Origin of the sequence: Pseudoalteromonas sp. SR45-4 (genome assembly GCF_014163535.1) — a bacterium.
GTDB lineage: Bacteria > Pseudomonadota > Gammaproteobacteria > Enterobacterales > Alteromonadaceae > Pseudoalteromonas > Pseudoalteromonas nigrifaciens.
The window spans coordinates 1-15,380 of sequence record NZ_JACJDO010000060.1 but is presented as its reverse complement, the minus strand read 5'-3'; the positions used below and the strand labels follow the sequence as shown (position 1 = coordinate 15,380).

Below are 15,380 nucleotides of genomic sequence, written 5' to 3'. Positions count from 1 at the left end.
AATAAACTTATCTCAAGCAGCTATTTTCAGCGCTAACTGCGTTGAATTTACTTGCAATAGGCCAGCTATTGACGCGTAAATTCGCCTTGTTTTCACTGAAAACCTCTGGCTAGAGAAAATAAAATCAAATATAACGATGATTCAATACGTTAGTAAATCTCTTAACCAGAGCTCAGGTTAAGTATGTATATCTTAATACAGGAGTTTTGGGCACACGGTTAAAAAATCAACCCCAAGGTGTGAGTATTTACTCTAAGGTGAGTTTATAAGTGGATTAACTGATTTCTATAGCGCTATAACTTTTATTTAAACTACTCTAAAATGAATGCTATTAACTTAACAACAATAGATGCGAAATTATTATGCACCCACACATTAGTAAGCTTTATAACAGTGCGTTAAAGCCAAGCCGATTAATTATAGGCCTAATGAGTGGTACCTCGTTAGATGGGCTTGATGTTGCCTTATGTAAAATAACTGCCGCGGGTGTGCATACCCAAATTGAGGTTTTAAAGTTTACTACGGTTGATTATAGCGATGATTATAAAACAAAAATAAAGCAGGTATTCGCCAAGCGTGAATGCAACTTAGAATACCTTACGTTACTGCACCCTTGGGTTGGTAAATTACATGGTGACATGGTTAATCAGTGTTTAAAAAGCTGGCAGATAAACCCAGCCAACATAGACGTAATAGCCAGCCACGGACAAACTATTTACCATTGCCCTAAAAGCCAGCATCAGTATAACGACTTTAACAATGGCACTTTACAAATTGGCGATAGCGACCAAATAGCCGTTACTACAGGTATTACTACCATTGGCGATTTTCGGCAAAAGCATATAGCAGCAGGCGGCGAGGGCGCACCACTTGCCGTGTATGGTGATTATTTATTTTTTTCAAGCTCTGACGAAAATCGTATTTTACTCAATATGGGCGGTATAGCTAACCTCACTTTTTTACCCCAAAATGGTGATAGCAACGCAGTATTTAGCTCTGACATTGGTCCATGTAATACCATTATGGACGCCTATGTGCAGCGTTATTTTAATAACATGCATTACGATGAAAACGCTGCGATAGCGAAAGCGGGCGTTATTAATAGTGCGTTACTAACAGCGCTTTGCGACAATCATTTTTTAACCCTAAAAATGCCAAAAACTACTGGCCCTGAAGTGTTTAATCTGGCTTATTTAGAGGCTGCGCAACAGGCTTCAAATACCCAAAAGTTAAGTCATCAAGACGTAATGGCCACCTTAAACCGCTTTACCGCAGAGGTTATTGCCAATGCGCTAAATACGTGTGTAAAAATGGCGCCCAATAGTGTGGTGTATGCCAGTGGCGGCGGCATTCACAATTTACTCTTAATGCAACATTTAGTAACGCTTTGTCCGGCCATAAAAGGTTTTAAAAATACTCACGCATTAGGGGTTGATCCCGACGCGAAAGAAGCGGTACTTTTTGCTATTTTAGCTAACGAATGCTTAGCCGGTGAGCAGCTACACCTTGATAATAAAGCTCAAGGAATTGCAGGCGTTACTATGGGTAAAGTGAGTTTTGCAGATTGAAACCACATATTCTAGGCTTAATTTTTAAGCTTAATTTTTTAGGTGAGACCTAGCCAAACTCACTGTTTGGCCTTTGCATAACTGCGACTTACTGTTATAGGGTAAGCTTATTTTTTTGCGCTGCCATTAGCGTGAATATTGTTTTGTAGTAATTAATTGCAGCTGCGCTTTAATTATTATAAAAATGTTATTGCTTATTTACTTTTTAAAGATGCACCAATCCTCCCTTAGTTTCGCCCCTCAGACCTTAGTGGTGCACTTTTATAACTAAAAAGACCAAACCCATCCTAATCAACTATGCGCTTTTTTAAAACATAATGCATAGTTATTAAATGCAGTGTAAATGGGCTGTTAATAACTATTTTTGACTATATATATTCATATAATCTGAATGTATATTCATTTCTTGGTTGACTCAGCGTTATTTTACGGCTAGTTTTTATCCCCCTTTGATTAAAGTTTTCACTAATAAATACTGCACTATACAAATTCAAAAAAGATTTTACAGTGGCTGTTTTAGGCATTTTAACGATTTTTTGAATGAGATAAGCGCATACCTCGAGTATATAAAAATATATGACTTAATTAGTAAGCACAATTTAGCTGATAGCAATAGGCTGATGAAATAGGAATAAGTAATGAATGATATGAGCAAAAAATCCCAAGGTCTTTATCGCGCTGAATTTGAACATGACAGTTGCGGCATTGGCTTTGTCGCTAACCTTAAGGGTAAAAAGTCACACGATATTATCGAAAATGCACTCACCATGCTCAGCTGCATGGAACATCGTGGTGGAACAGGGTTTGACGTTAAAAGTGGTGATGGTGCTGGTATTCTTATTCAAATTCCTCATGAGTTTTTCCGTCAAGAAACCGCAAAGCTAGGGTGGACGCTGCCAAGCGCCTTAAACTATGGTGTGGGGATGATTTTTTTCCCGCGCGATAAAGCACTTAGCGACGCGTGTAAAAAAATACTAAATCAAAATATTGCCGAACTGGGTTTAACCTTAATAGGGTATCGGGATGTTCCGGGCGATAACTCTATGTTAGGCGCGGCTTCATTTGAAAGCGAGCCAAATATTGAGCAAGTGTTTATTGCTAAGCCGCAAGCGCTAAGCGCACAAGAATTTGAACGTAAGCTGTTTGTGCTGCGTAAATACACCTCGCATAAAATTAATGGTTTAGATTTCACCGAACGTGACGAATTTTATGTAACCTCAATGTCATCTACCAAAATTGTTTATAAAGGCCAGTTTACTACCGAGCAAGTGCGCCAGTATTACCTTGATCTGCAAGACGAGCGTACTATTTCGGGAATGGCGATGTTTCATTCTCGTTTTTCAACCAATACTTTTCCTGCTTGGCGCCGCGCTCAGCCGTTTCGTTATATAGCCCACAATGGTGAAATTAATACGGTACGCGGTAATATTAACTGGATGAATGCTCGTGAGGCATTGTTTAGCTCGGTTAATTTTAGCGATGCTGAATTGAATATGTTAAATCCGGTGTGTAATAACGATAACTCAGATTCGGCTAATCTTGATATGGCTATTGAGCTATTAGTGCTCAGCGGACGGTCTTTGGCGCAAGTAATGATGATGATGGTGCCAGAAGCATGGCAAACACAAACCAATATGGATGCCACCAAGCGCGCATTTTATGAATACTATGCGTGTATTATGGAGCCATGGGATGGCCCAGCATCGTTATCGTTTACCGATGGCAACGTTATTGGTGCAACACTTGACCGTAATGGTTTGCGCCCTTCGCGTTACTTGTTAACCGAAGATGGCACGCTAGTGATGGGCTCTGAAACCGGTGCATTGTGCGTTGATCAATCAACGGTTGTTGAAAAAGGGCGTTTGCAACCGGGTAAAATATTTATTGCTGACTTAGAGCAAGGTCGCATTATTAGTGATGACGAAGTAAAACAACACGTTAGCTCGGCTCAGCCGTATGCTCGTTGGTTAGCTGAAAACAAAATTGAATTAGACAATTTACCCGTTCCTAGCGCGTCTTTTGCCCAGCCGCCATTGGCAGAGCTGCGAAAAATACAAAAAGCATTTGGTTACACCAGCGAAGATCTTAACCTAGTACTAGCGGGTATGGTTGGTACGGCTAAAGAGCCACTAGGCGCTATGGGTACCGACACGCCGCTTGCAGTGCTGTCGCATCGCCCGCAACAATTATCACATTATTTTAAGCAGTTATTTGCGCAAGTAACCAACCCACCTATTGACCCTATTCGTGAAGAATTGGTTATGTCGTTGCGCGGTTATATTGGCCGCTCACTTAACTTGCTCGATGAAACACCTGGGCATTGCCATAAGGTTGAAATAGAACAGCCTGTATTGACCAATGAGCAATTACGCAAACTACAGTATATAGATAACAATCATCTTCAAGCTAAAACGATCGACATTACTTTTAAAGCCAGCGGTGGGCCAGGTGCACTAAAAAGAGCACTGGATCGTATTTGTTTATATGCCAAAAATGCCGTTGAAGATGATTATGAAATACTCATTTTAAGTGACCGTGGCGTAGACAGCGACCATGTTGCTATACCTTCGGTATTGGCAACAGCTGCGGTGCATCACTATTTAATTCGTGAAAAACTACGCTCATCTGCCGATATAATTTTGGAGTCGGGTGATATACGCGAAACGCATCATTTTGCTACTGTTATTGGTTATGGCGCTGCGGCAGTTAACCCGTATTTAGCCCTAGAGAGCATGTATGGTTTACGTGATGAAGGCGTACTTGATACTAACTTAACGAATGAACAAATTACCCAAAAATACACCAAAGCGGTAGGCAGCGGCTTGTTAAAAACCTTCTCTAAAATGGGTATTTCAACGCTACAGTCGTATTTAGGTGCGCAAGTTTTTGAAGCCTTAGGCATTAACTCAGAGGTTATTGATCAGTACTTTACCGGTACGGTTAGCCGCATTGAAGGCTTAAGCCTAGATCAAATTGCCCAAGAGGCGCTATTACGCCACCGTGAGGGTTTCCCTGAGGCCAACCGCATTGCTATAGATAAACTACTGCCTACAGGCGGAGAATACTCGTGGCGTCATGATGGTGAACGGCACTTATTTAATCCCACGGTAATTCGCTTACTGCAGCATTCAACAGCCAGTAATAATGTTGAGCAATTTAAACAGTATGCAAAAACGGTGGACGATCAAAGTAAAGAAGCCTTTACCTTAAGGGGTTTATTACAATTGAATAGCGATCGTCCTGCTATTGCCTTGAGCGAAGTGGAACCGGTTGCCAATATTTTTAAACGTTTTGCCTCGGGTGCCATGTCGTTTGGCTCAATTTCGTGGGAAGCACACACTACTTTAGCCATAGCTATGAACCGCATTGGCGGTAAAAGTAACAGCGGTGAGGGCGGCGAAGACCCAATTCGTTATACTGCGCTTGAAAATGGCGATTCGATGAATTCGCGAATTAAACAAGTGGCTTCGGGTCGTTTTGGTGTTACTAGCCATTATTTAGCGAATGCCGATGAGCTACAAATAAAAATGGCGCAGGGCGCAAAACCGGGCGAAGGTGGGCAATTACCCGGCGATAAAGTAGATGCATGGATAGGTAAAACTCGTGGCTCTACGCCAGGGGTGGGCTTGATTTCGCCGCCGCCACACCATGATATTTATTCTATTGAAGATTTATCGCAACTTATTTTTGATCTTAAAAACGCCAACCGCGACGCGCGCATTAACGTTAAATTAGTATCAGAAGCGGGTGTAGGTACGGTTGCATCGGGTGTGGCAAAAGCTTATGCCGATGTGGTATTGATTGCGGGCCACGATGGCGGCACCGGTGCGTCACCACTGAGCTCAATTAAACATACGGGCTTACCGTGGGAACTGGGTTTGGCTGAAACGCATCAAACTTTGGTGCGTAATAAACTGCGTAGCCGTATTACGGTACAAACCGATGGGCAACTTAAAACGCCACGCGACTTAGCCATTGCAACGCTACTTGGTGCAGAAGAGTATGGTATGGCTACCACAGCATTGGTGGTTGAGGGATGTATTATGATGCGTAAGTGTCATTTAAATACTTGCCCAGTTGGTATTGCCACACAAGATAAAGGCCTGCGCGACAAGTTTACTGGTCGTGCCGATATTTTAGTTAACTTTTTTACCATGATGGCAGAAGGTTTACGCGAAATTATGGCTGAGCTTGGTTTTAGAAGTATTGAAGAAATGGTAGGCCAAACTCAGTGCCTTACACAGCGCAAAGATGTTGACCATTGGAAATACCAAGGCGTTGACTTAACTCCACTATTACACAAAGCAGAATGCGCTGAAAACGAAACTCTGTATCAATCAATAAAGCAAAAGCATTTAATCGACGACATTATCGATCGCAAAATGATCAAAGATGCTCAAGCGGCACTAGAGTCTGGGCAAAGTGTGGCGCTTGAATACGATGTGATTAACACTGACAGAACCATAGGGGCGATGATCTCTAACGAAATCTCTAAAAAGTACCATGCAGATGGCTTACCGCAAGATACTATTAAGGTTAAGTTTAACGGCTCAGCGGGACAAAGCTTTGGTTGTTTTTCAACCAAGGGTTTACGTTTTGAACTTGAAGGCGATGCCAACGACTACTTTGGTAAAGGACTCTCTGGCGCAAATTTAGTGGTGTACCCTAGTAAACAAGCTAAGTTTGCTGCTAGTGAAAATATCCTCATTGGTAATGTGGCCTTTTTTGGAGCAACTTCGGGTAGCGCCTTTATACGCGGTATAGCGGGGGAGCGTTTTTGTGTACGTAACTCGGGCGCAACAGCCGTTGTTGAAGGTGTGGGGGATCACGGTTGTGAATACATGACCGGCGGTAAAGTGGTTATTTTGGGCGCAACTGGTCGAAACTTTGCTGCAGGTATGTCGGGCGGTGTTGCTTACGTACTTGATGTAAATAATGACTTTGCGGCTAAATGCAATATGGAAATGGTCGCACTTGAAAGTGTAGATACCGACGCTGAAAGCCACGAATTAAAAGCCTTAATTAGCCAACATTTTGATGCTACAGGTTCAGATGTTGCCAGTGATTTATTAAAAGATTGGAACAGCAATGTTAAGCGCTTTGTTAAAGTAATGCCGATTGATTACAAACGCATGCAAGGTTATATGAATGATGTACGCAGTAGCGGAAAATTCACCTCGGAATATGATATTGCCGTTGAAGCATTCGACATTCATTTAAACAACATAGCTAGCGCTAAAGCTTAAGCTGCCAAGGAGAATATATTATGGGAAATCCAACAGGGTTTATCAACGTAGGTCGTGCCTTGCCAACTGAGCGTAACGCAGGTGAACGTTTAATTGACTGGCTGGAAGTATATGAAGAAATACCACAAGCAGATGTAGAGCAGCAAGCTTCGCGTTGTATGGATTGTGGCGTGCCGTTTTGTCAGTCGGCAAAATCAGAATTTGCACCGGCAGTAGCAGGATGTCCGGTAAATAATGTAATACCGGAGTGGAATGACTTAATTTATCGCGGCCGCTGGCAAGATGCAGTAGAGCTATTGCATAAAACCAATAACTTTCCTGAGTTTACTGGGCGTGTATGCCCAGCCCCTTGTGAGGGGGCATGTGTACTGGGTATTAACGCCGATCCGGTGGCTATTAAGTTACATGAAAAAGAAATTATTGATCATGCCTTTAAGCAAGGTTGGGTGGTTGCTGAGCCACCTGCATCTCGCACTGGTAAAAATGTAGCCGTAATTGGTTCGGGCCCAGCGGGCCTTGCCGCTGCAGCACAGTTAAATAAAGCTGGCCATATGGTTACTGTATATGAGCGCGCCGACCGCATTGGTGGCTTGCTAATGTATGGTATTCCAAACATGAAGCTACAAAAAGAATTAGTGCAACGTCGGGTTGATATTTTAGCCCAAGAAGGCATTGTTTTTGTTACTAATACTGAAGTAGGCAAAGACATTAGTGTGGCGCAGTTAGAAACTGACTTTGACTCAGTCGTGTTATGTATTGGTGCCACAGTACCGCGCGACTTACCCGTTGCAGGGCGCGAGCTTAACGGTGTGCATTTTGCGATGGACTTTTTAACAGCCAATACCAAAAGCTTGCTCGATAGCGAACATCAAGACGGAGCGTTCATTAATGCGAAAGGCAAAAATGTAGTGGTTATAGGTGGCGGTGATACCGGCACCGACTGTATTGGTACTGCGCTTCGCCATCAGTGTAAAAGTGCTATTCAGCTAGAAATTATGCCTCGTCCACCCGAGCAACGCGACGAGAGCAGCAATCCTTGGCCACAATGGCCAAAACGTTTGTTGGTTGATTACGGCCAAAAAGAAGCTATTGCAGTGCAAGGCCAAGATCCACGTCAATATTTAGTGATGACTAAAAAAATTGAAAGTGACGGGCAAGGTAATGTTAAAGCTGTGCACACTGTAGATATTACTTGGCAACTTAACGATAAAGGGCAAATGGTGCCACAAGAAGTAGCGGGCAGTGAAAAGATAATTCCTGCCGATATAGTACTGATTGCTATGGGCTTTATGGGGCCAGAAGGTGGCCTTGTTGCACAATTTGGTTTAGAGCAAGATGCTCGCTCTAATATTGCAGCACAGTACGATAAGTTTGCTACAAGCAAGCCTGGCGTATTTGCCGCAGGCGATAGTCGTCGCGGACAAAGCTTAATTGTGTGGGCAATAGATGAAGGTCGACGCTGCGCGCGTGAGGTTGACAGCTATTTAATGGGTAAAAGCTATTTGCCTTAAAGCGATTACAAGTCTGTAAACTTTAACTGCTTTAAAAGTTAAAACCATCTATTATAGCAAGCCCTACCGCATTAATTATGCAAGGTGGGGCTTGTTTTTATAATTTGTTCTATTAATAAACCTTGTAAAAAGTAGGTAAGGTAAGAAATGACTTCTGAAAAACCACGTAAATATTCACAAAAAATTGTAGATGGTAGCGCTCAGGCTCCTAGTCGTTCTATGTTACGAGCGGTAGGTTTTAATGATGACGATTTTAAAAAATCTCAAGTTGGTATTGCCTCTACATGGTCTATGGTAACACCGTGCAATATGCACATTAATACACTTGCCGAAGAAGTGGGTAAAGGCGTAGATAGCGCCGGTGCGAAAAGCGTTATTTATAATACCATTACCGTATCCGATGGTATTTCTATGGGCACCGAAGGGATGAAATATTCTTTAGTATCACGCGAAGTAATTTGCGACTCTATAGAAGCGGTATCGGCGGGTATGGGCCACGACGGTATTATTGCTATTGGCGGTTGTGATAAAAATATGCCGGGTTGCTTAATGGGCTTAGCACGTTTAAACCGCCCCTCTATATTTGTGTACGGCGGTACAATTTTACCCGGTGAAAATCATACCGATATAGTTTCGGTATTTGAAGCGGTGGGCAGCTACGCGGCAGGCGATATTCCAATTACGCAATTAGAACATATTGAAAAAACAGCCATACCAGGGGCCGGTTCGTGTGGTGGTATGTACACGGCAAATACGTTAGCCTCAGCAATAGAAGCTTTAGGCATGAGCATGCCAAATAGTTCTGCGCAAAATGCTATTTCACAAAACAAAAAACAAGACTGTATTGATGCGGGTAAAGCGATTGTTTATTTGCTAGAGCATGACATTAAACCTTCCGATATTATGACCAAAAAAGCGTTTGAAAATGCAATTACGCTGATCATTACCTTAGGCGGCTCAACCAATGCGGTGCTGCATTTAATTGCTATGGCTGATGCGGTAGGCGTTGAAGTAACATTGGATGACTTTGTGCGTATTGGCGATAAAACACCAGTAATTGCCGACTTGCGCCCAAGCGGTCAATATTTAATGTCGGAGTTGATTGAAATTGGTGGCATTCAGCCACTGATGAAGCGTTTATTAGATGCCGGTATGCTGCACGGTGACTGTATGACAGTGACAGGCAAAACCATGGCCGAAAATTTAGCCGATGTAGCAGATTACCCAGCAGGGCAAAATATTATTTTACCTTTTGATCAGCCAATTAAAAAAGACAGTCATTTAGTTATATTAGCTGGCAACTTAGCGCCAGAAGGGGCAGTGTCAAAAATTACGGGTAAAGAGGGTTTACGCTTTACCGGCAACGCAAAAGTATATGACTCAGAAGAGCAAGGTTTTGCCGCTATTATAGATGGGCAAGTAGTAGCCGGAGACGTTGTAGTAATTCGCTATGAAGGTCCTAAAGGTGGCCCAGGTATGCGTGAAATGCTAAGCCCCACTTCAGCTATTATGGGTAAAGGTTTAGGTAACGATGTGGCGCTTATTACCGATGGTCGTTTTTCAGGTGGTAGTAGGGGTTTTGTTGTGGGGCACGTTACACCAGAAGCTTACGAAGGCGGCGCCATTGCACTAGTAGAAAATGGTGACAGCATTACTATTGACGCGCAAAGCCGTGAAATGACTCTTAATATTACTGATGAAGAAATGGCCAGTAGGAAACAACGTTGGCAACAACCTGCGCCAAAATACACCCGCGGATTACTAGCAAAATATGCCAGAACAGTAAGCTCAGCTTCTACCGGAGCCGTGACCGATAAGCCAAGTTAAGGCACAATTAATCGCTAAAATTAGCGATTAAAACTCCCCTAAATAGAGCGAGTTTTAATCCGCAAAGATCAACACGCCCTAGATAACCTTGTTACTTTATTTGTAATTTAAGTAACAAGGTTATAAATCGCTCAAGTTTTTAGTTGGCCGACCGATATATACTTAATAGCAGTTTGCGATTAAGGATGATCATGATTAACAATGGGTCAAATAACCACTCTAGTTTAGCGACAAAGCAAGTACTGCCAGTTGATAATGCAAACCATACCCTTAGCAGCAAACTGCAACATAGCCCACTCGAAATAGCGCCAAAATTAATACCAGAGTTAGCAACAGAGTTAGCAACAAAGTTAACACCAGAGCAATCACCCAAAATAACGTCCGATTTTCTCAGTCAGTTTAGCGACGAAAAAGTTGTCCAATTACTGCAACAACAACTTTCGGTGCTGATCACTCCTGCAAAAAAAGCAAATATATCGAGCTACCACTACAGCGCTGAAGAGTTAGCTATACGTACTGTAATAACGAGTCAGCAAGAAGGGCTACTTAAAAATGAGCATAGCGATAAGCTCATACAACGCTTAAATAAATCGGTAACAGATATTCAGGGTGCTTACGCCAACACCAGTGATATTTTATTTAACCTGGGGCAATTAGGGCATCAACAAACATCATTTTTAGCCTCTAGTCAGCAGCGTGTTGAGCGTGCGCTTAATCCTTATATGGAGAGTATTAATCGCAGCAAGCATGAGGATGACGATAACTACCGCTTTCAATTATCAGTAAAAACCAAAGAAGGCGATATTATTAATATTACCTTTAACTCATCGCAAGGTTATGATGAAAGTGCTGGTAAAACGGCTGATAATTTTAGCCTTAGCTATGAAGTAGAAGGGGATTTGTCAGAGGCTGAGCATCAGGCGCTAACTGAAGTACTTGCAGGTGTAGGTGAAATGGCTGATGAGTTTTTTAAAGTCAGTCAATATGCTAACAGCCGTTATGTGCCGGTAAACCAAGGCGATATGAACTTAGACTTTTTAGCTGATTTTAATCATCAGCAGTTATCTGGTTTTGATGTGTCTTTTTCAACGACCGAAGGTGAGAGCGTTTTATCTACTGAAAACAATCTTGATTTTAGCTACAGCATAGATGAAAGTATGCAGCAGCAAGCGCTGGTATTTAAATCGGATCGCGGTGCTAATAAAATCGACTTTACCTTAGATATGGCTACGGTAGGCGCTAAAGATAACCAGCAAATGCAGCAGTATCTTGCCTCATTAGATAAAAACCTTGAAGACAGCCGCCATAATAGTAGCGACGAGAAAGCGTCTGCATTTGGTAAAAAAGGCGATGCAAATATGCAGCAAGGCTTTGCTTTATTTAAAGGCGCATTTACGAGCATGTCCTCAGCAGCGCAGCGTTATAGCAAGTTAGAGTCACTAGCAACGCAGCAGTTTAGTGATGGTCGCGCCATGGTGGCAGATTTAGTCGATAACATGATCACGAACGATCCTCGCTATCAAGGGCTTGGCAACAGTACGCAAAATTCTTTAGGGGCGGGTATTTCTAAGTTAGCTGATTTTGATGCAAAATTTGAGTTTGCCATGGACAGAGGCGACTATCAGCCTAAAAGTAACGTTGCGCTAAGCCAAGCCACCGAGCAACAAAAGTCAGGTGAGCTAAAAGGGGTTACGCAAAGTAAAAACGTAAGTAGCCATTTTGACTACCAGAATACCCGGCCCGATTATTACGACAGCGAAGAAAGTTACAATATTAATACCGCCGTTAAAAATAACGAGTTAGTTGGGCTTGACCAATACCAGCAAATAGATATTGATAAAAAAACCTATCAATACAACCAAGATAAATCGCAGTATGAGCTAAAAATGGCACTTACTGAAAAAACCACTCACGAAAGTAACATTCGTCTTATTAACGACATTTGGCTTGAAAGCAACGAAAACAGCCACAAAATGGATAAAAAAGAACGTATAAACGAGATTGGTGAGCCAGATGATTTTAAAAATACCAACCATTATTCACATAATAAGTTAGTTACATTAATTGGTGATTTAGACAAATTAGCGCAAGATAAAGATGCAAGACGAGAGTATTTAACGCAGTTATCGCAAGTAAACTTTTTTATGGATAACAATAAATAATGGCTTGATTATAGTAATGCTATTGACTTTCTTTGGTTGTAAAATAGCCATATATCAACTTAACTTATACTCTTAAATCGAGTAAATAAAACACTCACAGTATTAATACAAAAAGGCGCCTTAATGTTTAAAAAATTAGTTTTATTCTTTTTTCTGTGTTTGCCACTGTCCACTTTTGGGGCTACAGCGCCTTATACTGGGGGGATTAGCGCGGCAGATTTACTTGCAGAATATGATAACTTTGCTCAGCAATATAAAAACTTTACCCCTAGCAAACAAGATATTACGCTAATACAAAAATTAAAGGGGAAGGAGTTAACCGTATTATTTGGTACTTGGTGCCATGATAGCGCGCGCGAAGTTCCGCGTTTAATTAAACTGCTTGAACAGTCGAAAGTACAATTAGAGAGTATTAAATTTGTAGCCGTAGGATACAACAAGCAAGATGCTAGCGGCGTAGCACAGGCTCATAATTTACAATACACACCTACTATTATAGTTAGCCAAAATGGCAAAGAACTAACACGTATGGTTGAAAAACCAGCGGGCACACTTGCGCAAGATCTTACAAAAAACCTACCTTAATAATCGAGTGGGCTTGCAGGTTAAAGGCGCTGAGTAATGTTCAGCGCCACAGACATCAAATAACGGACTTTTGCTGTGCAATCCATTCATTTATTACCGCTTCTAACACCGCCATTGGCAGTGAACCTTGGCCGATAACAGTGTCGTGAAACTGGCGTATATCAAACTTAGCACCTAGCTCTTTTTCGGCTTTTGCGCGCAGTTCACGTATTTTTAGCTCGCCCATTTTATAAGACAGTGCTTGGCCTGGCCAAGAAATATAACGATCTATTTGATCCTCAACCGCACTTTGCGGCAAGGCTGTGTGATCTGCCAAGTAGTCAATAGCCTTTTGGCGGCTCCAGCCAAAGGCATGAATACCGGTATCAACCACTAAACGCACTGCGCGCCACATTTCGTAGCCCAAACGGCCAAAGTCGCTGTAAGGGTCTTGATAAAATCCGGCTTCTTTGCCTAAACGTTCGCTGTACAAGCCCCAGCCTTCGCCAAATGCAGAGTGGCTTAAGGTGCGTCTAAACTGGGGGACATTTAACTCCATGGCAACGGCATTTTGTAAATGATGCCCAGGAATTGCTTCGTGTAAACTCAGTGCCTCTAGGTTATATAAAGGCTGTATTTTAGGTATTGAAGCTAAAAAATAAGTACCTGGTGAGCGGTTATCAGGCGGTGGCATATAAAACGCGCCGCGACTTGCTGAGCCTTTAATAGTAAAGGTGTTGCGCGGTAAATGGCCAAAATAGGTGGGTAACTTGCCATACATTTTTTGGGTAATAAAAGCGGTTTTTTCGAGCAAGTCTTGCGCGTCTGTTGCGTAAAATTGCTTGTCGTTCGCTAAAAACTCTAAAAACTCAGCGTAAGTGCCATCAAAGCCCACTTTATCAATGATGTTTTGCATTTGCGTTTTTATACGTGCGACTTCCTTTAAGCCAAGTTCGTGTATTTGTTTTGGCGTGGCATTGGTGGTGGTTTAATATGGCTTTTTGCTCTGCACTAAACGTACTCGGAATACGGGTAAAGGGCTCGTATAAGGCGCTGTTCTCAGGTTTTTTAACGATATGAGCGCTAATGCTACTGCTGTAATTTTCAAAGGTTTTACAGTAGTGCGTATAACCATTTTTAATCCCAGCTTTCATCAAGTTAATGTTTTCTTGATTAAAACGAGGGTAGTCGGCAAGGCTGACTAAAAAGTGATCATAATCATTAGCAGTTAAAAATGCCATATTAGCCGGTGCTTCAGCAAAGTAGGTATGCCAGCCGCTTAAAAAGTTTACTGGAAAATACTTATCCTGAAATAGATAGCTTTGTTGCTCGGTTTCTCGTTCATATTTAAATAATCGGTAATTCATTAACTGCGCGTCGCTGAGTTTGCTAGGATCAATGTTTTTTAAATTGTCGAGCACGGCATCATTGTACTGTTGACGCTGAGCAATAGCGTGCTCGGTCCAATTAGCTAACTTGCCATTGGGTTTCTAGCCGTCGGGATCGGTACGAAAAAATATTTTTTCGTCTTGGGCGTGTTGCCAATGTTTATCAATTATATTTTTTAAATCGGCATTGTTATCAGCCATACTTGGCAGCGAAACTAGGGTTAAGCAAATAGCTAAAATAGTTTTTTTGAACATGTTTATCTCGTTTTAGCGAGTTAATTTTTATCGTTCAAGGTTAACACGTGCTGTTTATAGATAACACTTTGTTAGTGCGGTTAACGTTCAGTACTCGCTTATTCGTTTTGAGCGGCTTAGAATGGTGTAAAGTAAACCCAATTTAAATATAAGTACCATGTTAAATAGCGCACCAGATAAAACAATGCTTAACCAAGTAATAACTTTAATCGATCAAGCAAATAGCCAAGACCCTAATACTGAAATATATAATGCTCAGAGCCTGCCAAAAGAAAGTTTATACGCAACTCGTATGAGCGAAATGTTAGCGCGTTTTAACCCTAATGCCGATGAGCTTATGCAAATAGCAGTACGCGGCCAGCATATTGAGCGCTGGCAGTCGCCGCGTAGTAACTTTGCTATGAATAAGCAGGGGTATCATCAGTGGCGTAGTGCACTTTATATATTTCATGCTTCAAGAGTAATTGAGTTGATGCAACAAGTTGGCTTTAACGAAGCACAGCAACAACGGGTTTATGCCGCGGTAGCTAAGCAAGATATTAAACGCAACCCAGACAGTCAGTTAGTGGAGGATATTGCAAGTTTGGTGTTTATTGAACATTATATGTTGGCCTTTACCAGTACCAAACCAGATTATGATGAACAAAAATGGCTTGGTATTATTCGTCGCACGTGGCAAAAAATGTCAGTAGAAGCGCGTGATTTTGTGCTCGCTGGTAATGTAACATTACCCGAACCGTTAGTTGGGCTTATTCATAAAGCGGTTGCGTAATACTTTATTTTAAACAAAAAAAATGGCGTACATTTAATGTACGCCACTTAATATTTTAGTACCTAGTACCTAGTACCTAGTACCTAG

Annotated in this window: 7 protein-coding genes and 1 pseudogene; 7 read left to right on the top strand and 1 reads right to left on the bottom strand. The window is 41.8% G+C overall.

The window, feature by feature from the left end; translation table 11 throughout:
- Positions 1 to 362: 362 nt before the first annotated feature.
- The 6 genes from H5058_RS17215 to H5058_RS17190 all read left to right on the top strand — a co-directional run bounded on the left by H5058_RS17215 (position 363) and on the right by H5058_RS17190 (position 12,899).
- Positions 363 to 1,568 (top strand): anhydro-N-acetylmuramic acid kinase, encoded by a 1,206-nt coding sequence (locus tag H5058_RS17215; protein ID WP_086998210.1) that lies wholly within the window; start codon positions 363 to 365, stop codon positions 1,566 to 1,568.
- Positions 1,569 to 2,206: 638 nt separating this feature from the next.
- Positions 2,207 to 6,814 (top strand): glutamate synthase large subunit, encoded by a 4,608-nt coding sequence (gene gltB / locus H5058_RS17210; protein ID WP_182679200.1) that lies wholly within the window; start codon positions 2,207 to 2,209, stop codon positions 6,812 to 6,814.
- 20 nt (positions 6,815 to 6,834) lie between these two features.
- A complete protein-coding gene (locus H5058_RS17205; protein WP_089369085.1) occupies positions 6,835 to 8,325 on the top strand; it encodes a glutamate synthase subunit beta in 1,491 nt (496 codons plus the stop codon).
- Positions 8,326 to 8,472: 147 nt separating this feature from the next.
- Positions 8,473 to 10,152: a dihydroxy-acid dehydratase gene (ilvD, locus tag H5058_RS17200; RefSeq protein WP_086998204.1), complete on the top strand. Its 1,680-nt coding sequence runs from the start codon at positions 8,473 to 8,475 to the stop codon at positions 10,150 to 10,152.
- Positions 10,153 to 10,343: 191 nt separating this feature from the next.
- The gene (locus tag H5058_RS17195) at positions 10,344 to 12,314 is read left to right on the top strand and encodes a hypothetical protein (protein ID WP_182679198.1); all 1,971 of its coding nucleotides are present in this window, start codon (positions 10,344 to 10,346) and stop codon (positions 12,312 to 12,314) included.
- Between the two features lie 123 nt (positions 12,315 to 12,437).
- A complete protein-coding gene (locus tag H5058_RS17190) occupies positions 12,438 to 12,899 on the top strand; it encodes a thioredoxin family protein (protein WP_179807756.1) in 462 nt (153 codons plus the stop codon).
- Between the two features lie 55 nt (positions 12,900 to 12,954).
- Here the strand turns inward: H5058_RS17190 and H5058_RS17185 are convergent.
- A pseudogene (locus H5058_RS17185) lies at positions 12,955 to 14,521 on the bottom strand (DUF885 domain-containing protein).
- 184 nt (positions 14,522 to 14,705) lie between these two features.
- Between H5058_RS17185 and H5058_RS17180 the strand changes: the two are divergent.
- The gene (locus H5058_RS17180; RefSeq protein ID WP_011329771.1) at positions 14,706 to 15,293 is read left to right on the top strand and encodes a DUF4202 domain-containing protein; all 588 of its coding nucleotides are present in this window, start codon (positions 14,706 to 14,708) and stop codon (positions 15,291 to 15,293) included.
- The last annotated feature ends 87 nt before the right edge of the window (positions 15,294 to 15,380 follow it).

Bases quoted from the DNA above. Each gene is read 5' to 3' on its own strand.
- H5058_RS17215 (WP_086998210.1), top strand. From the start codon at position 363: ATGCACCCACACATTAGTAAGCTTTATAACAGTGCGTTAAAGCCAAGC.
- gltB (WP_182679200.1), top strand. From the start codon at position 2,207: ATGAATGATATGAGCAAAAAATCCCAAGGTCTTTATCGCGCTGAATTT.
- H5058_RS17205 (WP_089369085.1), top strand. From the start codon at position 6,835: ATGGGAAATCCAACAGGGTTTATCAACGTAGGTCGTGCCTTGCCAACT.
- ilvD (WP_086998204.1), top strand. From the start codon at position 8,473: ATGACTTCTGAAAAACCACGTAAATATTCACAAAAAATTGTAGATGGT.
- H5058_RS17195 (WP_182679198.1), top strand. From the start codon at position 10,344: ATGATTAACAATGGGTCAAATAACCACTCTAGTTTAGCGACAAAGCAA.
- H5058_RS17190 (WP_179807756.1), top strand. From the start codon at position 12,438: ATGTTTAAAAAATTAGTTTTATTCTTTTTTCTGTGTTTGCCACTGTCC.
- H5058_RS17180 (WP_011329771.1), top strand. From the start codon at position 14,706: ATGCTTAACCAAGTAATAACTTTAATCGATCAAGCAAATAGCCAAGAC.